Annotated in this window: 14 protein-coding genes; 4 read left to right on the plus strand and 10 right to left on the minus strand. The window is 52.2% G+C overall.

Translation table 11 applies throughout. The features are described 5' to 3' along the window. The first annotated feature begins 29 nt into the window (after nucleotides 1-29). Together glpT and glpQ are read left to right on the plus strand one after the other, a co-directional pair. Nucleotides 30-1,388, plus strand: coding sequence for a glycerol-3-phosphate transporter (gene glpT, locus OGY01_RS03055; RefSeq protein WP_045445476.1), 1,359 nt, complete (start codon nucleotides 30-32; stop codon nucleotides 1,386-1,388). 3 nt (nucleotides 1,389-1,391) lie between these two features. Beyond that, on the plus strand, nucleotides 1,392-2,462 hold the full coding sequence (gene glpQ / locus OGY01_RS03060; protein WP_286492376.1) for a glycerophosphodiester phosphodiesterase: 1,071 nt from the start codon (nucleotides 1,392-1,394) through the stop codon (nucleotides 2,460-2,462). Nucleotides 2,463-2,499: 37 nt separating this feature from the next. On the opposite strand, the gene yfaE is transcribed toward glpQ, so the two are convergent. The 4 genes from yfaE to ubiG all read right to left on the minus strand — a co-directional run bounded on the left by yfaE (nucleotide 2,500) and on the right by ubiG (nucleotide 7,450). Continuing rightward, a complete protein-coding gene (gene yfaE / locus OGY01_RS03065) occupies nucleotides 2,500-2,754 on the minus strand; it encodes a ferredoxin-like diferric-tyrosyl radical cofactor maintenance protein YfaE (RefSeq protein ID WP_045445471.1) in 255 nt (84 codons plus the stop codon). Continuing rightward, entirely contained in the window at nucleotides 2,754-3,884 is a 1,131-nt protein-coding gene (gene nrdB / locus OGY01_RS03070; protein ID WP_045445468.1) for a class Ia ribonucleoside-diphosphate reductase subunit beta, read from the minus strand. The genes yfaE and nrdB overlap by 1 nt, the downstream gene beginning before the upstream one ends. 112 nt (nucleotides 3,885-3,996) lie before the next feature. Then, on the minus strand, nucleotides 3,997-6,282 hold the full coding sequence (gene nrdA, locus OGY01_RS03075; RefSeq protein ID WP_225761204.1) for a class 1a ribonucleoside-diphosphate reductase subunit alpha: 2,286 nt from the start codon (nucleotides 6,280-6,282) through the stop codon (nucleotides 3,997-3,999). 439 nt (nucleotides 6,283-6,721) lie between these two features. Then, the gene (gene ubiG / locus OGY01_RS03080; protein ID WP_286492379.1) at nucleotides 6,722-7,450 is read right to left on the minus strand and encodes a bifunctional 2-polyprenyl-6-hydroxyphenol methylase/3-demethylubiquinol 3-O-methyltransferase UbiG; all 729 of its coding nucleotides are present in this window, start codon (nucleotides 7,448-7,450) and stop codon (nucleotides 6,722-6,724) included. Between the two features lie 158 nt (nucleotides 7,451-7,608). Between ubiG and gyrA the strand changes: the two genes are divergently transcribed. Next, nucleotides 7,609-10,245: a DNA topoisomerase (ATP-hydrolyzing) subunit A gene (gene gyrA, locus OGY01_RS03085; RefSeq protein WP_045445460.1), complete on the plus strand. Its 2,637-nt coding sequence runs from the start codon at nucleotides 7,609-7,611 to the stop codon at nucleotides 10,243-10,245. A gap of 43 nt (nucleotides 10,246-10,288) precedes the next feature. Here the strand turns inward: gyrA and OGY01_RS03090 are convergent, their stop codons facing one another. The 6 genes from OGY01_RS03090 to atoS all read right to left on the minus strand — a co-directional run bounded on the left by OGY01_RS03090 (nucleotide 10,289) and on the right by atoS (nucleotide 17,552). Beyond that, nucleotides 10,289-11,473 carry an acetyl-CoA C-acetyltransferase gene (locus OGY01_RS03090; protein WP_286492382.1) on the minus strand — a complete coding sequence of 395 codons (1,185 nt, stop codon included), beginning with the start codon at nucleotides 11,471-11,473 and terminating at the stop codon, nucleotides 10,289-10,291. 30 nt (nucleotides 11,474-11,503) lie between these two features. Next, on the minus strand, nucleotides 11,504-12,826 hold the full coding sequence (locus OGY01_RS03095; RefSeq protein WP_286492384.1) for a TIGR00366 family protein: 1,323 nt from the start codon (nucleotides 12,824-12,826) through the stop codon (nucleotides 11,504-11,506). Next, nucleotides 12,823-13,473, minus strand: a complete 651-nt coding sequence (locus OGY01_RS03100; RefSeq protein WP_045445441.1) for a 3-oxoacid CoA-transferase subunit B — start codon at nucleotides 13,471-13,473, stop codon at nucleotides 12,823-12,825. Before OGY01_RS03100 ends, OGY01_RS03095 begins: the two co-directional genes overlap by 4 nt. A gap of 2 nt (nucleotides 13,474-13,475) precedes the next feature. After that, nucleotides 13,476-14,135: an acetate CoA-transferase subunit alpha gene (atoD, locus tag OGY01_RS03105; protein ID WP_286492386.1), complete on the minus strand. Its 660-nt coding sequence runs from the start codon at nucleotides 14,133-14,135 to the stop codon at nucleotides 13,476-13,478. A 196-nt stretch (nucleotides 14,136-14,331) separates the two neighbouring features. Next, entirely contained in the window at nucleotides 14,332-15,717 is a 1,386-nt protein-coding gene (atoC, locus tag OGY01_RS03110) for an acetoacetate metabolism transcriptional regulator AtoC (protein ID WP_045445434.1), read from the minus strand. Continuing rightward, a complete protein-coding gene (atoS, locus tag OGY01_RS03115) occupies nucleotides 15,714-17,552 on the minus strand; it encodes a two-component system sensor histidine kinase AtoS (protein WP_045445424.1) in 1,839 nt (612 codons plus the stop codon). Before atoS ends, atoC begins: the two co-directional genes overlap by 4 nt. A gap of 166 nt (nucleotides 17,553-17,718) precedes the next feature. On the opposite strand from atoS, the gene rcsC reads away from it, so the two are divergent. Beyond that, nucleotides 17,719-20,565: a two-component system sensor histidine kinase RcsC gene (gene rcsC, locus OGY01_RS03120; protein ID WP_286492388.1), complete on the plus strand. Its 2,847-nt coding sequence runs from the start codon at nucleotides 17,719-17,721 to the stop codon at nucleotides 20,563-20,565. The last annotated feature ends 19 nt before the right edge of the window (nucleotides 20,566-20,584 follow it).

Below are 20,584 nucleotides of genomic sequence, written 5' to 3' on the forward strand. Positions count from 1 at the left end.
GAACGAAAGACGGCCACGGAGGCTACAATATGTTGAGCATTTTTAAACCGGCGCCACACAAAGCGCGTTTGCCTGCAGCGGAGATCGATCCGACCTATCGTCGATTGCGCTGGCAGATTTTCTTGGGGATCTTTTTTGGTTACGCCGCGTACTACCTGGTACGTAAGAACTTTGCCCTGGCGATGCCTTATCTGGTTGAGCAGGGTTTCTCTCGTGGCGATCTGGGCTTTGCGTTGTCTGGTATCTCCATCGCTTATGGTTTTTCGAAATTCATCATGGGGTCCGTTTCGGACCGCTCGAATCCGCGCGTTTTCCTGCCTGCTGGTTTGATTCTGGCTGCGGCAGTGATGTTGTTTATGGGCTTTGTACCGTGGGCGACATCGAGCATTGCCGTGATGTTTGTGCTGTTGTTCCTCTGCGGTTGGTTCCAGGGGATGGGCTGGCCGCCGTGTGGCCGTACCATGGTGCACTGGTGGTCACAGAAAGAGCGTGGTGGCATCGTTTCCGTCTGGAACTGCGCGCATAACGTTGGTGGTGGTCTGCCACCGCTGCTGTTCCTGCTGGGGATGGCCTGGTTTAACGACTGGAAAGCGGCGCTGTACATGCCGGCATTTGGCGCGATTGTTGTTGCCCTGTTTGCCTTTGCTCTGATGCGCGATACCCCGCAGTCCTGCGGTCTGCCGCCGATTGAAGAGTACAAGAACGACTATCCGGATGATTACAACGAAAAAGCAGAAGAAGAGCTGACTGCGAAGCAGATCTTCATGCAGTACGTTCTGCCGAACAAACTGTTGTGGTACATCGCCATCGCCAACGTGTTCGTCTATTTACTGCGTTACGGCATCCTTGACTGGTCGCCGACCTATCTGAAAGAAGTGAAGCATTTCGCGCTGGATAAATCTTCCTGGGCTTACTTCTTATATGAATACGCAGGTATCCCGGGCACCCTGTTATGCGGCTGGATGTCGGATAAAGTCTTCCGTGGTAACCGTGGCGCAACTGGCGTGTTCTTTATGACGCTGGTGACTATTGCGACGATCGTCTACTGGATGAACCCGGCAGGAAACCCGAACGTTGATATGGCTTGTATGATTATCATCGGCTTCCTGATCTACGGCCCGGTAATGTTGATCGGTCTGCATGCGCTGGAACTGGCACCGAAAAAAGCGGCGGGTACGGCGGCAGGCTTTACCGGACTGTTTGGTTACCTGGGCGGTTCTGTGGCGGCAAGCGCCATTGTCGGTTACACCGTTGACTTCTTCGGCTGGGATGGCGGCTTTATGGTGATGATTGGCGGCAGCGTGCTGGCGGTTATTCTGCTGGTGGTCGTCATGATTGGTGAAAAACGTCATCACAAAGAGATGGAACTGAAGCGTAACGGGGGCTAATAGATGAAAACGACATTGAAAAGTCTCAGCGTAGCGCTGATGTTGACCGGTATGGTGGTCAGCAGTGCGGCCATCGCTGCAGACAAGATTGTGATTGCACACCGTGGAGCAAGCGGCTATTTACCGGAGCATACGCTGCCCGCAAAAGCGATGGCCTATGCGCAGGGTGCGGATTATCTGGAGCAGGATTTGGTGATGACTAAGGACGACCATCTGGTCGTCCTGCATGACCACTATCTTGACCGTGTAACCGATGTTGCCGAACGCTTTCCGGATCGTGCCCGTAAAGATGGACGTTACTACGCTATCGACTTTACGTTGGATGAGATCAAATCGCTGAAATTTACTGAAGGCTTCGATATCGAAAACGGCAAAAAGGTGCAGACATATCCAGGGCGTTTCCCGATGGGTAAATCTGATTTCCGCGTGCACACTTTCGAAGAAGAGATTGAGTTCGTTCAGGGATTAAATCATTCCACCGGTAAGAACATCGGTATTTACCCGGAAATGAAAGCACCGTGGTTCCATCACCAGGAAGGGAAGGATATTGCGGCTAAGACGCTGGAGGTACTGAAAAAGTATGGGTATACCGGCAAGGAAGACAATGTCTATCTGCAGTGTTTTGACGTCGCAGAGCTAAAACGCATTAAAAATGAACTGGAACCGAAGATGGGGATGGATCTCAATCTGGTGCAGTTGATTGCGTACACTGACTGGAATGAAACCCAGGAGAAAAAACCAGACGGTAGTTGGGTTAATTACAACTACGACTGGATGTTTAAACCGGGTGCGATGAAGCAGGTGGCAGAGTATGCGGACGGCATTGGGCCGGATTACCACATGCTGGTTGATGAGAAATCTAAGAAAGGCAATATCTCATTAACCGCAATGGTTCAGGACGCTCATCAGAACAAGATGGTTGTGCATCCTTATACCGTTCGTGCCGATCAACTGCCGGATTACGCGACTGACGTGAATCAGCTGTATGACATTCTGTATAACAAGGCGGGTGTTGACGGGCTGTTTACTGATTTCCCGGATAAAGCGGTGAGCTTTTTGAAGGAGAAGCGCTAAATGTGCCGGGTGGCGGCTTCGCCGTCACCCGACAAAACTACATTTCTATCTCAATATCCCCTTTTGCCCGACAACAGCAGGGCAAGATCTCACCTGGCTGAATAAAGGCTAAAGGCTCTGCAATCCAGTCCACCTGTCCTGCTACCAGACGCGTACGGCAGGAACCACAATAGCCCTCACGACACTGATATTCGACCTCAACATTGTGCGATTCGAGCACAGCGAGCAGGGAAGGATGTTCATCCTGGCACAACAACTGTGTGCCAGAAATGCGCAGGGTAATGCGGCCCATCAGAGCTGGAAATCACTCAGATCGTCGGTGTTCACTTCGGAGTCGATTTGGCCGACCAGATATGAGCTCACTTCCACTTCCTGTGGCGCAACCTGAACGTTATCAGACACCAGCCAGGTGTTGATCCACGGGATCGGGTTAGAGCGTGTCTGGAACGGCAGATCAAGTCCCACCGCTTGCATACGAATATTGGTGATGTACTCGACGTACTGACACAGAATATCTTTGTTCAGACCGATCATCGAACCGTCGCGGAACAGATAGTCTGCCCACTCTTTTTCCTGCAGTGCAGCATGTACAAACAGGTCGTAGCACTCCTGTTTGCACTCTTCGGCAATCTCTGCCATTTCCGGGTCGTCCACGCCGCTGCGTAACAGATTCAGCATATGCTGCGTACCTGTCAGGTGCAGCGCTTCATCGCGGGCGATCAGGCGAATGATTTTGGCATTGCCTTCCATCAATTCACGTTCGGCAAAGGCGAAAGAGCAGGCGAAGCTGACGTAGAAACGGATCGCTTCCAGTGCGTTAACACTCATCAGGCACAGGTACAGTTTTTTCTTCAGCTCACGCAGGTTCACGACAATCGTTTTGCCATTTACCGTGTGCGTACCTTCGCCCAGCAGATGCCAGTAGCTGGTCATCTCGATTAATTCGTCGTAGTAGCTGGAAATCCCTTCCGCACGTTTCTGGATCTGTTCGTTGGTGACAATATCGTCAAACACTATCGCCGGATCGTTAACGATGTTACGGATGATATGGGTGTAGGAGCGTGAGTGGATTGTTTCAGAAAACGCCCACGTTTCAACCCAGGTTTCCAGCTCAGGGATAGAGATCAGCGGCAACAGCGCCACGTTTGGGCTACGTCCCTGAATGGAGTCCAGCAGCGTCTGATACTTCAGGTTGCTGATAAAAATGTGTTTTTCATGTTCTGGCAGTGCCTGGTAGTCGATGCGATCGCGAGAGACATCGACCTCTTCCGGGCGCCAGAAGAAAGAGAGTTGCTTTTCGATCAATTTTTCGAAGATGTCATATTTTTGCTGATCGTAGCGTGCAACGTTCACCGGCTGGCCGAAGAACATCGGTTCCAGTAGCTGGTCATTTTTCGTCTGTGAAAATGTGGTGTATGCCATTGATGTGAATCCTTTGTGGTATGAGCGCCGGATGGCGGTGCAGGCACCGCGTCCGGCCTACAAACCGTGCAATCGTAGGCCGGGTAAGCGTAGCGCCACCCGGCATCATTCATCAGATCTTACATGCGCCGCTTTCGCAGCCATCGTCCTGAATGGACGGCACCAGATCATCCTGCGCATCTTCTGCACCGTCACGGGTGTTCTGATAGTACAGCGTTTTCACACCAAATTTGTAGGCGGTGAGCAGATCTTTCAGTAACTGCTGCATCGGCACTTTTCCGGACGGGAAGCGTGACGGATCGTAGTTAGTATTCGCTGAAATAGACTGGTCAATAAACTTCTGCATAATGCCGACCAGTTGCAGGTAGCCGTCGTTGTTCGGCATTTCCCACAGCAATTCATAGGCATTTTTCAGGTGCTCATAGTCCGGCACAACCTGGCGCAGGATCCCATCCTTAGAGGCTTTAATACTCACGTGGCCGCGTGGGGGTTCAATGCCGTTGGTGGCGTTGGAGATCTGCGAAGAGGTTTCGGACGGCATCAGGGCAGACAACGTGGAGTTACGCAGGCCGTGAGTCTTGATCGATTCACGAAGTTGTTCCCAGTCGTAATGCAGTGCTTCGCTGACGATCGCATCCAGATCTTTTTTGTAGGTATCGATCGGCAGAATACCTTTGGCATAGGTGGTTTCATTAAACCACGGGCACGCGCCTTGCTCTTTTGCCAGTTCGTTAGAGGCTTTCAGCAGATAATACTGAATGGCTTCAAAGGTTTTGTGAGTCAGGTTATTTGCGCTGCCGTCAGAGTAACGCTTGCCATTTTTTGCCAGCCAGTAGGCATAGTTGATCACACCAATACCCAGCGTACGACGGCCCATTGCGCCACGTTTTGCCGCCGGAATTGGATAATCCTGGTAATCCAGCAGTGCATCCAGTGCGCGAACAGCCAGTACAGCCAGCTCTTCCAGTTCGTCCAGACTCTCAATTGCGCCGAGGTTAAATGCTGACAGCGTACACAGCGCAATCTCACCGTTTTCGTCGTTAACGTCGGTCAGCGGTTTGGTTGGCAGGGCGATTTCCAGGCACAGGTTGGACTGGCGCACCGGTGCGATGGCCGGGTCAAACGGGCTGTGGGTGTTGCAATGGTCAACGTTCTGAATGTAGATACGGCCAGTAGAAGCGCGTTCCTGCATCATCAGTGAGAACAGTTCGACCGCTTTTACGCGTTGTTTACGGATGCTGTCATCGTTTTCATATTGGGTGTACAGACGCTCGAACTCATCCTGATCGGCGAAGAACGCATCGTACAGACCCGGGACATCGGATGGGCTAAACAGGGTGATGTCGCTGCCTTTCAGCAGACGGGTGTACATCAGCTTGTTGATTTGCACACCGTAGTCCATGTGACGAACGCGGTTACCTTCAACGCCACGGTTATTTTTCAGCACCAGCAGACTTTCAACTTCCAGATGCCACATTGGATAGAACAGCGTAGCAGCACCGCCGCGTACGCCACCCTGAGAGCAGGATTTGACTGCGGTCTGGAAGTGCTTGTAGAACGGGATACAGCCGGTGTGGAACGCTTCACCGCCGCGGATCGGGCTACCCAGCGCACGAATGCGGCCGGCGTTGATACCGATCCCTGCACGCTGGGAAACGTATTTCACAATCGCGCTGGAAGTGGCGTTGATAGAGTCCAGGCTGTCACCACACTCGATCAGTACGCAGGAGCTGAACTGACGGGTCGGAGTACGCACACCAGACATGATTGGCGTCGGCAGCGAAATTTTGAACGTAGAAACGGCATCGTAGAAACGTTTAACGTATTCCAGGCGGGTTTCACGTGGATAGTTAGAGAACAGGCAGGCTGCTACCAGAATGTAGAGGAACTGCGCACTTTCATAAATCTCACCGGTAACACGGTTTTGCACCAGGTATTTGCCTTCTAACTGCTTAACAGCAGCATAGGAGAAGGTCATATCGCGGTCGTGTACGATGAACGAGTCCATCTGCTTGAACTCTTCTTCCGTGTAGTCTTCCAGCAGATGATTGTCGTATTTGCCCATTTCAACCATTTTCACTACATGGTCGAACAGTTTTGGCGGTTCAAATTCACCATAGGCTTTTTTACGCAGGTGGAAAATTGCCAGGCGGGCAGCCAGATACTGATAATCCGGCGCATCGCGGGAGATCAGGTCTGCGGCAGCTTTGATGATAGTTTCATGGATATCGGAGGTTTTGATACCGTCATAAAACTGAATGTGGGAGCGCAGCTCGACCTGAGAAATCGATACGTTATTCAGTCCTTCTGCCGCCCAATCCAGAACTCGGTGGATTTTGTCGAGATTGATGCGCTCTGTACTACCATCACGCTTTGTCACCAGCAGACTCTGATTCATGTGGTTTTTTACCTGTCCGTGAAAGAAAAAATATCCCCCATATTATCCACAGAGCCATGTTGTGACTAAGTCTGTGGATAAATACTATATATAGGGGTTGTTTGATAAAATAGACGCTATATGGTGAGTATTCTAGTAGGGATTCTTTTCAGCACAAGAGTTGATTTTGAGGTTAAATTGAGGTTGCAAAAGGGTGAGAATCGCTAAGTGCGCGTCTTATAAGGCCTGGCGAGGATGTCAATAATTGAGAAAAAAAATAGAAAATTTGATCGAGTGCTGATTTCTTCGTCGAAGGTGCAGAAGGTTCTTATGATTTGGCGCAAAAATTGCGTTAGCGATGCTACTAATGATTGGTAGGTATGGCAGTAAAGCGTGGTCAAACAAACTAAATGCCGGATGGCGGGGAGAACCCTTTATCCGGCCTTTGTAATGGAGCGTGTTACTCGGCTTGTGCGGTGGTATGTACCATATAGTTAACGTCGACGCCTGGGCCCAGTTTGAAGGTGTTAGTGATCGGGTTGTAATGCAGACCCGTCATATGACGTTCCTTCAGTACAGTCTGGTCAACCCAATCTAACAACTCAGCAGGCTTAATAAATTTTTTCACGTCATGTGTGCCTTTTGGCACCATACGCAGAATATATTCCGCCCCGACCACCGCCATCAGCCAGGATTTGCCATTGCGGTTAAGCGTGGAGAAAAAGACTTCGCCACCCGGTTTTACCAGCCTGGCGCAGGATCTGACCACTGACTGTGGATCCGGAACGTGTTCCAGCATTTCCATGCAGGTTACAACGTCATATTGATGCGCATGTTTTGCGGCGTGCTCTTCTACGGTTTCTTGCATATATTCAACCTGAATACCGCTTTCCAGCGCGTGAAGTCTGGCTACCTGTAACGGTTCAAAGCCCATATCCAGACCGGTGACCGTAGCACCTTCGCGCGCCATACTCTCCGCCAGAATGCCGCCGCCGCAACCGACGTCGAGAACTTTTTTACCAAACAGTCCACCTGAGCGCTCGGTAATGTAGCCCAGGCGCAGTGGGTTAATGCGATGCAGAGGCTTAAATTCGCCCTCAAGATCCCACCAGCGCGACGCGACTGCTTCAAATTTGGCAATTTCTTCATGGTCAACGTTGTGAGTTACCGGGGGTTTTTCGGCATTCATTGGGGCTTCTACTCCTGAATTAGCAATACAAACGAGTATATCAGCCTGACGGGATGAATAAAGCCTCTCTCTGGGGGAATCCATTTACCTGAATCTGCACGGGTGTGTTATAATTTGCGACCTTTGAATCCGGGATACAGTAGAGGGATAGCGGTTAGATGAGCGACCTTGCGAGAGAAATTACACCGGTCAACATTGAGGAAGAGCTGAAGAGCTCGTATCTGGATTATGCGATGTCGGTCATTGTTGGCCGTGCGCTGCCGGACGTCCGAGATGGCCTGAAGCCGGTACACCGTCGCGTACTTTACGCCATGAACGTATTGGGCAACGACTGGAATAAAGCCTATAAAAAATCTGCCCGTGTCGTTGGTGACGTAATCGGTAAATACCACCCTCATGGTGATACCGCCGTTTACGACACCATTGTTCGTATGGCGCAGCCATTCTCCTTGCGTTATATGCTGGTGGATGGTCAGGGTAACTTTGGTTCTGTCGATGGCGACTCCGCAGCAGCGATGCGTTATACGGAAATCCGTATGTCGAAAATCGCCCACGAGCTGATGGCTGACCTGGAAAAAGAAACGGTTGATTTCGTCGATAACTACGACGGTACCGAACGTATTCCTGACGTGATGCCGACCAAAATTCCTAACCTGCTGGTGAACGGCTCGTCCGGTATCGCGGTAGGTATGGCGACCAACATTCCGCCGCACAACCTGACGGAAGTGATCAACGGCTGTCTGGCATACATTGACGATGAAGACATCAGCATTGAAGGGCTGATGGAACACATTCCTGGCCCGGACTTCCCGACCGCCGCGATCATCAACGGTCGTCGTGGTATCGAAGAAGCCTACCGTACCGGTCGCGGCAAAGTGTACATTCGTGCGCGTGCGGAAGTCGAAGCTGACGCGAAAACCGGTCGTGAAACCATCATCGTGCATGAAATTCCGTATCAGGTGAACAAAGCACGCCTGATCGAGAAAATCGCTGAGCTGGTGAAAGACAAACGCGTTGAAGGCATCAGCGCGCTGCGTGACGAGTCTGACAAAGACGGTATGCGCATCGTGATTGAAGTAAAACGCGACGCGGTCGGGGAAGTGGTTCTGAACAACCTCTACTCTCAGACCCAACTGCAGGTTTCCTTCGGTATCAACATGGTTGCACTGCACCATGGCCAGCCGAAGATCATGAACCTGAAAGACATTATCGCAGCCTTCGTGCGTCACCGTCGTGAAGTGGTTACACGCCGTACTATTTTTGAACTGCGTAAAGCTCGCGATCGTGCACACATCCTTGAAGCGCTGGCGATTGCGCTGGCAAACATCGACCCGATCATCGAACTGATCCGCCGTGCGCCAACCCCGGCTGAAGCGAAAGCTGCGCTGGTTGCCCGTTCCTGGGAACTGGGTAACGTATCCGCCATGCTGGAACGTGCTGGTGACGACGCCGCGCGTCCTGAATGGCTGGAACCTGAGTTCGGCGTGCGTGACGGTCAGTACTATCTGACAGAACAGCAGGCCCAGGCGATTCTGGATCTGCGTTTGCAGAAACTGACTGGCCTTGAGCATGAGAAACTGCTCGACGAATACAAAGAGCTGCTGGAGCAGATCGCTGAACTGCTGCACATTCTGGGCAGCGCCGATCGTCTGATGGAAGTTATCCGTGAAGAGATGGAGCTGATCCGTGAACAGTTCGGCGACGAGCGTCGTACTGAAATCACTGCCAACAGCGCTGACATCAATATCGAAGATCTGATTAGCCAGGAAGATGTTGTCGTGACCTTGTCTCATCAGGGCTACGTTAAATATCAGCCGTTAACTGACTACGAAGCACAGCGTCGTGGCGGGAAAGGTAAGTCAGCAGCACGTATTAAAGAAGAAGACTTTATCGACCGCCTGCTGGTGGCCAACACCCATGACACGATCCTCTGCTTCTCCAGCCGTGGCCGTCTGTACTGGATGAAGGTGTACCAGCTGCCGGAAGCGAGCCGTGGCGCGCGTGGACGTCCAATCGTCAACCTGCTGCCGCTGGAAGCTAACGAACGTATTACCGCTATTCTGCCAGTACGCGAGTACGAAGAGGGCGTGAACGTCTTTATGGCAACCGCCAGCGGCACCGTGAAGAAAACGGCGCTGACCGAGTTCAGCCGTCCGCGTTCTGCCGGTATCATTGCGGTTAACCTTAACGAAGGCGACGAGCTGATTGGCGTGGATCTGACAGCAGGTAACGATGAAGTTATGCTGTTCTCTGCCGCCGGTAAAGTGGTGCGCTTTAAAGAAGACGCCGTCCGTGCGATGGGTCGTACTGCGACCGGCGTACGCGGTATCAAACTGGCAGGAGAAGACAAAGTCGTTTCTCTGATTGTTCCGCGCGGTGAAGGTGCCATCCTGACTGTAACGCAGAACGGCTACGGTAAACGTACCGCAGCAGAAGAGTATCCGACCAAGTCTCGTGCGACGCAGGGCGTTATCTCAATTAAAGTCACCGAGCGAAACGGTTCTGTTGTTGGCGCGGTGCAGGTTGAAGATAGCGACCAGATCATGATGATTACCGATGCCGGTACGCTGGTGCGTACTCGCGTGTCGGAAATCAGCGTGGTAGGGCGTAACACCCAGGGCGTTATCCTCATCCGTACTGCGGAAGATGAAAATGTCGTGGGTCTGCAACGTGTTGCTGAACCGGTTGATGATGAAGAGCTTGATTCTATCGACGGTAGCGCCGCAGAAGGGGACGATGATATCGCGCCTGAAGCGGAAAGCGATGACGATGCTGCGGATGACGCAGAAGAGTAATTAAGCTGTTATGAGAAGGGCCGGAGAAATCCGGCCCTTTTTTTTAGTTCATCCTTTCCACGATCATGGCAATTCCCTGACCGCCGCCGATACACAGCGTTGCCAGTCCGAGCGTTTTATCCCGCGCCTGTAGGGCATGAAGCAGCGTGACCAGAATACGTGCTCCGCTGGCACCGATAGGATGACCAAGCGCGATAGCCCCGCCGTTGACGTTAACTTTTTGCGTATCAAAGCCCAGCGTTTTACCCACTGCCAGGAACTGCGCGGCAAACGCCTCGTTGGCTTCGATAAGATCGATATCGGACAGTTGCAGCCCGCTCAGTTGCAGCGCTTTTTGCGTCGCCGGTACCGGCCCCATTCCCATCATCGCTGGTGCGACGCCGCCGCTGGCGTACGCTTTAATACGTGCCAAAGGTTTCAGTCCCGCAGCCACCGCCGCAGATTCCTCCATTATTACCAGGGCTGCAGCACCATCGTTGATCCCCGAAGCATTACCTGCAGTGACGGTGCCTGCTTTGTCGAAGGCCGGACGCAGCGCGGCAAGACCTTCAGCCGTAGAGTCAGCTTTTGGAAATTCATCACGCTCAAAGACAATGGTTTTTTTTCGGGATGTCACGCTGACGGGCACTATTTCCGCCTGAAACGCGCCGGAATTTATCGCAGCCACTGCTTTATGCTGCGAAATCAGCGCCAGTTCATCCTGCATCTCCCGGCTGATATCGTATTCACGGGCAACATTTTCAGCCGTGATCCCCATATGGTAACCGTGGGTGGCGCAAATCAGACCGTCACGCAGGATGACATCGGATAGCTGTCCATCTCCGAGGCGATATCCCCAGCGGGCTTTGGCGTCTAACAGGTAGGGGGCCTGGCTCATGTTTTCCATACCTCCGGCGACAATTGCCTGTGCCTGCCCGGCCTGAATTGCCTGCGCGGCAAGTGCGACGCTTTTGAGACCTGAGCCGCACACTTTGTTGACGGTAAAACCGCAAATGGTGTCGGAGAGACCACTTCTTAACAATGCCTGGCGTGCCGGGTTTTGTCCGAGACCTGCCTGCAACACGTTACCCATGATGACCTCATCAACCTGCTGCGGGTCAAGGTGGGCGCGCTCAAGTGCGGATTTAATTACGGTAGCCCCAAGTTCGATGGCGCTGGTGGTCGCCAGGGCGCCGTTGAAGCTGCCAATAGCGGTACGTGCCGCGCTGACGATGACACAATTTTTCATCTTCTGTTCCTTTAAAGTGAGTGGTTGCCGTCAGAACAAGGTCAGACCGATAACAAAAATGACCCCGGAAAAGAGCAGGGCGGTGATGCAGTACCCCATGATGTCGCGCACACCCAGCCCGGCGATAGCCAGTGCAGGCAGCGCCCAGAACGGTTGCGCCATGTTCATCCACTGCTCGCCATAGGCGATAGCCATGACTGACTTGCCGAGGTCAGCGCCAAGTGCCTGCGCAGCTGGCATAACGAATGGCCCCTGAATAACCCAGTGTCCGCCGCCTGATGGCACGGCAAAGTTAATTAGCGCAGAGCTAAAAAAGGTCATCAGCGGGAAAGTGTCTTTATTGGCGACGTTGATGAAGAACTCGGTAATCAGTCCGCCGAGACCTGAGTGCTCCATCATCAACTGAATACCGGCGTAGAAGGGGAATTGCACCAGGATCCCGGCGGTACTGCGTGCTGCGGCGCTGACGGCGCGCATATAGGCCATTGGCGTTTTGTGCAGCAGCAGACCAGCAATCATAAACATCAGATTGACGGTGTTAATGGTGATGTTGAAGCCTTTCTCGGCGAAATAGATGGCCAGATAAGCAATTCCTAATGCACCGATGATCAGGGCCAGAATACGGCTCTCTTCCAGTTTTTCTGACGGCGGGGCATCCGCGGGTAATTTCTTCTGAAAATCCGCCTCTTCAAGCAGTAACTTAGGGTCGATACTGACGACATCAGACGGCTTCGGCGTCATCATGCGCGTGATGAACGGCATCACTACAATCAGCGCCAGCGTGATGAAGATATTAAAACCGGTAAACAGGGTATCGCCGACGGGGATCAACCCCGCGACATGCTCAACCGGGTTTCCCGGCGTTGCTGCCAGCAACGGCATTGAGCCGGAGAAACCGCCGCCCCAGGTGAGAAAACCGATGTAGGCGCAGGCAATCAGCAGCGGATAATCGGAACCAGGGACCCGTCGGGCGACTTCACGGGCAAACATCGCCCCAACGACCAGACCGAAACCCCAGTTGATCACACAGGCAACCGAACCAAAAAAAGTCACCAGCATCACACCCTGAGCGGGGGTTTTTGCTGCTGAGGCCGCCGTGCGCAGCAGGCTTTTAACCGGCCCTGAACTCGCTAACGCATGACCGGTTACGATGATCAGCGCCATCTGCATACCAAACGCCAGCAGGTTCCAGAACCCATCCCCCCAGAATTTCACCATGCTGACTGGCGTTTGCGGCGTCAGCCATAGCGCGATCCCAAAGGTCAGCAGCGTGAGCAACATTGCAAAAATCAGTGGGTCAGGAAGCCAGCGGCTGACCACGCGCGTCATAAAGCGAGATATACGGCCAATCATTCGTCACCTCGCTGGATGACCAGATCGCTGACGACGTCGAACTGCGCTTCAGTTTTCTCACGCAGAGTAGCGATATCGCAGCCTTCGACAATTTCCGTGAGCCACATTTTGCCATCAAGGAAACGGAAGACAGCAAGCTCGGTCACCAGCATGTGCACTGCATGCTGAGCCGTGAGCGGCATCGTGCAGTGACGGAGGATTTTCGCCGAGCCATCTTTCGCACAATGTTCCATGGCGATAATCACTTTACGAGCACCCGTCACCAGATCCATCGCGCCGCCCATGCCTGGTACCATTTTGCCGGGGACGACCCAGTTGGCGAGGTTAGCCTGTTCATCGACCTGTAACCCACCGAGTACACAGGCATCGACGTGGCCACCGCGAATAAGCGCAAATGACATGGCGCTGTCAAACATGGCAGCACCCGGCAAAATTCCACACGGTTGCCCACCCGCGTTAACCAGATCAGGATGCGCGGTCGTTACCGGACCAAGTCCCAGAAAACCGTTTTCAGACTGTAGCGTTATATGAATATCATCTGGCAGGTAGTTGGCGACCATCGTCGGCAGGCCAATGCCTAAATTTACAACATCGCCATCGCGAAGCTCTTGCGCCACGCGGCGCGCAATACGTTGTTTAGCATCCATGATTAGCTCTCCTGTGGAATAACGATATGGTCGATAACGGCGCCAGGGGTGACTATCTGGTCAGGAAGAAGCTCACCTGTTTCGACCATTTCATCTGGCTCAACCAGCGTGATGTCGGCGGCGAGGGCAATCAGTGGGTTGAAATTGCGGGCGCTGAGTTGGTAGGTAAGATTGCCCAGCATGTCTGAGCGGTGAGCGCGAATAAGCGCCAGGTCTGCACGTAACGGGCGTTCGAGCAGCCAGGTTCTGCCATCAAGCGTCATGGTTTGCTTGCCGTCTTCAATTACGGTACCAACGCCGGTTGGCGTCAGAAAACCGCCGAGACCCGCGCCGCCGCAACGGATTTGCTCAATGAGAGTGCCCTGCGGAACCAGTTGGACGTCCATCTCGCCTGCAATCATGCGGCGTCCGGTTTCAGGATTGGTGCCAATGTGTGAAGCAATCACTTTGCTTACCCGACCATTGACGATCAATGGTCCGATCCCGGTATCGACAAATGCGGTATCGTTGGCAATTAGCGTCAGATCCCTGACGCCAGATTCAAGTAAGGCTTCGACAAGGCGAGGCGGTGTGCCAACACCCATAAAGCCACCGACCATGATGGTCATGCCGTCACGAAAGAAGCCTGCGGCGTCTTGTAAGGTAATCAGTTTTGTTTTCATTATGTTTCCCTTTGACATACTCCATTTTGGGTACGCTCAGGGAATTGCAAGCAGGGTGCCAGAATGATAATACAGATGTGAAAATTTCTAACTCATTGAGTTATATTGATTATTTTTAAGCGGGATGTGAGCGGGAAGTCAATGAACTATGCAGAGTTTTGCGCAGTGTGCAAAATTCTGCATAGCAAATTTTGTCTCAGGAACCTGACGGGTCGATACCATATTCTTGTAATTTATACATCAGGGCGCGTCGGCTGATCCCCAACATTAGCGCGGTGCGGGTTCGGTTTCCGTCCTGCTGTTCGAGGACTTCAACAATGATCCGTTTTTCTTCGCGTTTAATCTCTTCTTTCAGGTTCCGCTCTCCGGTCTGGGCGGGTTTTACTTCCGTTATTGCGCTTACGGGAGAGCGGAACTGGGCGGGCAGGTCTTCAGCAAAAATTACCGCACCGGTATTCATGACCACCGCGCGTTCGATCACGTTGGACAGTTCGCGAATATTTCCCGGCCATGGCCAGGCCGTGAGGATTGACATGGCTGTCGGATCAATTTCAATGATATCTCGCTGATTTTCCGAACTGAATTTTTGTAAAAAATGGTTAGCTAACAGAGCGATGTCTTCACGGCGTTCACGTAATGGGGGCAGGGCCAGATGAATCACGTTTAGCCGATAAAACAAGTCTTCGCGGAAGGTTCCTTCTTTTACCATTGTGTACAGGCAGCGATTGGTGGCGGCAATAATACGAATATCAACGCGAATGGTTTGATGCCCACCGATGCGTTCGAATTCTCGTTCCTGCAAAATTCGTAGTAGTTTCGCCTGTAGAACCAGCGGCATCTCACCAATTTCATCAAGCAACAGCGTCCCCTGATGAGCGCGTTCGAACAATCCTTGCCGTAATGTCTGCGCGCCGGTAAATGCGCCTTTTTCATGACCAAACAGCTCGCTCTCCAGCAATGATTCTGGTAATGCGGCACAGTTTATTTTTATAAACGGACCGCTGGAACGTCGGCTGTTGTAATGGATTGCGCGGGCTATCAGTTCTTTCCCCGTGCCGCTTTCGCCGCTAACCAGTACATTTGCCTGTGAGAGCGCGATTTTTGCCGTATCTTTGCAAATATCCATCATCAGCGGGCTGGTCGTCAGGATATGCCCCCACTGCCAGCTGGTGCTGAGGGCCTGATGAAGACTGCGGATCTCCTGCTTCATCGCCTGTAACTGCAATGCGCGTTGAATCACCAGGTTAAGTTCGTCCAGGTCAAACGGCTTAATCACGTAGTCAAATGCGCCACTACGTAATGCCTCTACTGCCGTTTCTACTTCGGCGTAGGCCGTCATCAGAATGACGGGGATCCGTGGCTGCTGGGTTCGCATGATTTTCAGTGCGTCGATTCCATCCATTTCTGGCATACGAATGTCCATCAGCACCACATCGGGCTGTGTGTCAGCAAACAGGCTAAGCGCTGCTTTGCCGTCGCTGGCACAGTGTGTCTCATGTCCTTGCAGCGAAAAGGCCGTGGTAAGCATACGGCGGACATTTTCTTCGTCATCAACGATGAGAATACGGTATGTGGTTTTCATTCTGACGAGGTTCCCTGAGGATTGATCGGTAAAATAAGAGTGAAAGTTGCGCCGCAGCCAGGCATGCTGACTACATGGATGTCCCCTTGATGAGCATTGATTATGCGCTGGCTCAGTGCCAGTCCCAGACCTGTGCCTGACGCTTTTGTGGTAAAGAATGGATCGAATATTTTCTTCTGTAAGGCGATATCAATCCCACTGCCATTATCCTCAATCATTACTGCCTGCTGCGAAGCGGTGTATTGCCAGGTACGGATCCGAATTTCACCTCGTGCGCCTATCGCCTGTACTGCATTGATTAAAATATTCAGGATCACCTGTTTGAGCAGTTCTCGATCGGCGACGATCGCTGTCAGGCTGGCATCTAATTCTGTTGTAAAGCTGATACGGGCCTGAATACCGGAGGTTTGCACGAGGATCAGCGTCTCTTCAATCAGCGCATTGAGTCGAACCTGTTGCCACTGGCTTTGCCGCGGGCGTGAGAAGTCCAACAGTTGCTGGATAACTTTATTAATTGAATCAATTTCATTTAGCACAACGGATAAATACTCCTGATGCTCCGGCTGAGAAGTTTGCTGGCGGATGATCTGGACATACCCGCGTATTGCCGTCAGAGGATTACGTACCTCATGGGCCACCCCGGCCATTAGTTCACCGAGTGTGGCGAGCCTTTCTGTTTGTGCCAGCCGGCGTTGTGTCTCTTTGCGGGCTGTTAAATCTGAGAAGATCACCAGTGCGCCGATCAACTCGCCATGAGCGTTATGGATTCGGCTGGTGGTGACGCTTATCTCAATAGTTCGTTCACGCCCAGGAAAGCTGACCTCCAGCGCGACATGCTCGGTACCGTACTCCAGGGTATCCAGCACCGGGCTGTAGAACCCTGTGTTAGCAAACAGCTTTGCATAGGATTGCCCAACCAGCTCATGTAGCTTATAGCCTGTTATCTGCTCCGCCGCCGGGTTCATGGTGGTGACGTCACCCTGTCTGTCGATTGCAATGACGCCATCTGCGGCGTTCTCAATAATCAGATCGTTAAGCGTTTTGGTTTCGCGTAATGTTTGTGCCAGCGCATTGACGCTGCGGCTAATTTGTCCCAACTCGCCGGGCAGGTTGGGAAGACGAGCTGGTGTTTTTTGCGCCAGCGTCGAGAGCCCGTCAGTGATGATGTCGATATTGGCGCCGAATCGGCGTGAAAAGAGAACGATAAGTAGCAGGCTGCTGACTAATCCGCCTGCCAGAACGGCAATGATCCTGACGTCCATTCGCCAGGCCTGCTGGCGGATATCTTCCGTCAGTTCGTTAGCCCAGATATAACCAATGACTTCGCCATGCCGTTCTATTGGGATCATTGAGTTGAGAATGTCACCGCGAACTTGTCGTCCTGAATAGACTACAGGGGTGTTGTTGTCCATCACCTCATGTCCTGGATGGTCTGGCGCGATGGTGATACCAACATTGCTTTGATAAAGCGCAGAGGGTGCATAGGTGATAATCGCATCCAGCGCTTTGTGGTAATACCCTGCACCCACGCCGGGAAACGCCTGTGTGATCCGTTCTGTAATGGAGCTCAGCTCTTCATTAAGCGCACGAATACGCGCTTCACGCGGCAGATTATCGAAGTGGCTAAAGCGATCGCCCAACTCATCGTTCAGCAGGGTTACTACCGATGATAATTTTTTCTCTTTTTCAGATAAGACTGCTGAACGGCCTTCGGTTTCTACGATATAACCAATAGATATTGTTGGTACAATAACCATCAGAATGGCCATCATGATCATCTGATTGCGTAAACGTCGCGGATATAAGCGGCATATGAGCCCTTTCAGATTGCGCATCATGACATCCATGTAGTGTGTTTGGTCAAACACGATTATCACGGGTTGAGGCAACGGTTTCTCAGCGGTCTATCATACTCCCGCAAAGAGATGGCATTGCGATGCGGGGCATTTCCCGCTACCTTAACCACACTTTATTGATTCCCTGAGGCGGAGCTTCGCCCTTTTGAAATACCTTGCTTCCGTTCATGCAACCCTAAAAGTTTCACGCTATCTGTTCAGGGCGCTGGCGCTACTGGTTTGGCTTCTGATTGCTTTTGCTTCAGTGTTCTACATTGTGAATGCGTTGCATCAGAGAGAGTCTGAGATTCGTCAGGAGTTTAACCTCAGCTCCGATCAGGCCCAACGCTACATTCAGCGCACTTCTGACGTGATAAAAGAGCTGAAATATATTGCTGAAAATCGCTTAACGGCGGAAAACGGTGTGATGTCCCAACGGGCACGGGACGATAAAACCGTCGTGCCTAATTTTGAGCCGTTGTTTGCCGATTCCGACTGTACGGTAATGGGGAATACCTGGCGGGGATCGCTGGAATCGCTGGCGTGGTTTATGCGCTACTGGCGAGACAATTTTTCTGCCGCTTACGATTTGAATCGTGTGTTCCTGATCGGCAGTGATAACCTCTGCATGGCCAATTTCGGCCTGCGTGATATGCCTGTCGAACGTGACGTCGCTCTGAAAGCGCTACATGAGCGCATCATCAAATACCGTAACGCGCCACAGGAAGAAAACGGCAATAACCTGTTCTGGATAAGCCAGGGACCGCGTCCCGGTGTAGGGTATTTTTATGCGCTTACACCAGTTTATCTGGCGAATCGCCTGCAGGCGATGTTGGGTGTGGAGCAGCCGATTCGTATGGAGAATTTCTTCACACCAGGCAACTTGCCGATGGGTGTGACAATTCTCGATGAAAATGGTCATGCGCTGATTTCGCTGACCGGTCCAGAAGGCAATGTCAAAGCCGAACCACGCTGGATGCAGGAACGCTCCTGGTTTGGTTATACGCCGGGTTTTCGTGAGCTGGTGTTGAAGAAAAATCTGCCGCCATCATCACTCAGCATTGTCTATTCCGTTCCGGTTGATATGGTACTGGAGCGGATCCGCATGCTGATCCTGAACGCGATTCTGCTGAATGTGCTGGTGGGTGCGGCACTATTTATGCTCATGCGTATGTATGAGCGACGTATCTTCATTCCTGCGGAAAGTGACGCGCAGCGACTGGAAGAACATGAGCAGTTTAACCGTAAAATTGTTGCTTCCGCGCCGGTCGGCATTTGTATTCTGCGCACCATAGACGGCATTAACATCCTGAGCAATGAGCTGGCTCATACCTACCTGAACATGCTGACGCATGAGGACCGGCAACGGCTAACGCAAATTATCTGCGGCCAGCAGGTTAATTTTGTTGATGTGCTAACCAGCAATAATACCAATCTGCAAATCAGCTTTGTGCACTCACGTTATCGCAATGAAAACGTAGCGATTTGTGTACTGGTGGATGTCAGCGCTCGCGTCAAAATGGAAGAGTCGTTGCAGGAGATGGCTCAGGCGGCGGAACAGGCAAGCCAGTCTAAATCGATGTTCCTGGCGACGGTGAGCCATGAGCTGCGTACCCCGCTGTATGGCATTATCGGTAATCTCGACCTGCTGCAAACGAAGGAACTTCCTGATGGGGTGGATCGCCTGGTGACGGCGATGAATAACTCCTCCAGTCTGTTGCTGAAAATTATTAGCGATATTCTCGACTTCTCGAAAATCGAATCTGAACAGCTGAAGATTGAGCCGCGTGAGTTTTCACCGCGAGAAGTGATGAACCATATTACTGCCAACTACCTGCCGCTGGTGGTTCGCAAGCAACTTGGGTTGTACTGTTTTATCGAACCGGATGTGCCGGTGGCGTTAAATGGTGATCCGATGCGCCTGCAGCAGGTGATTTCTAACCTGTTGAGCAATGCGATTAAATTCACCGATACCGGCTGTATTGTGCTGCATGTGCAGTGCAGCGGGGACTACCTCAGTATTCGCGTGCGTGATACCGGTGTGGGCATTCCGGCCAAAGAGGTCGTGCGCCTGTTTGATCCTTTCTTCCAGGTGGGGACAGGGGTGCAGCGCAATTTCCAGGGAACCGGGCTGGGGCTGGCAATTTGTGAAAAACTGATCAGCATGATGGACGGAGATATCTCCGTTGATTCTGAACCGGGAATGGGCAGCCAGTTTACGTTGCGTATTCCACTTTATGGTGCGCAATACCCGCTGAAAAAAGGGGCTGAAGGCCTTGCGGGTACGCGTTGCTGGCTGGCGGTGCGTAACGCCTCGCTGTATCACTTTATCGAAACCAGCCTGGCGAGTGCGGGGATGACAGTACTGCGCTATGAAGGTCAGCAGCCTGAGGCGGATGATGTACTGATTGCTGATGATGCGCAGGAACAGGCCTGGAAGGGGCGAGCAGCGGTTATTTTCTGCCGTCTCCATATTGGTATTCCGCTGGAAAGAGCGCCGGGTGAGTGGGTGCACAGTGTGGCATCACCGCACGAGTTGCCTGTGCTATTGGCGCATATTTACAGCGTTGAACTGGGCAATGAAGAACTTTCCAGCGCGCTACCAGCCCCGGATAAGATCGGTAGCACGAACGATGACATGATGATTCTGGTGGTCGACGATCATCCGATAAACCGCCGTTTGTTGGCCGATCAACTGGGATCGCTGGGATATCAGTGTAAAACTGCTAATGACGGTGTGGATGCGCTAAATGTATTGAGCAAAAACCATATCGACATTGTGCTGAGTGACGTCAATATGCCGAATATGGACGGTTATCGTCTGACGCAGCGCATTCGCCAGTTGGGCTTAACGTTGCCGGTTGTCGGTGTGACGGCTAATGCGTTAGCAGAAGAGAAGCAGCGATGCCTGGAGTCAGGTATGGATAGCTGTTTGTCCAAGCCTGTGACGTTAGATGTGCTGAAGCAAACGCTGGCGGTCTACGCAGAGCGGGTCAGAAAAACGCGGGTATAAAAAATGCCTGATAAGCGTA

This window comes from Citrobacter sp. Cm038, assembly GCF_030333105.1.
Taxonomy (GTDB): Bacteria; Pseudomonadota; Gammaproteobacteria; order Enterobacterales; family Enterobacteriaceae; genus Citrobacter; species Citrobacter murliniae.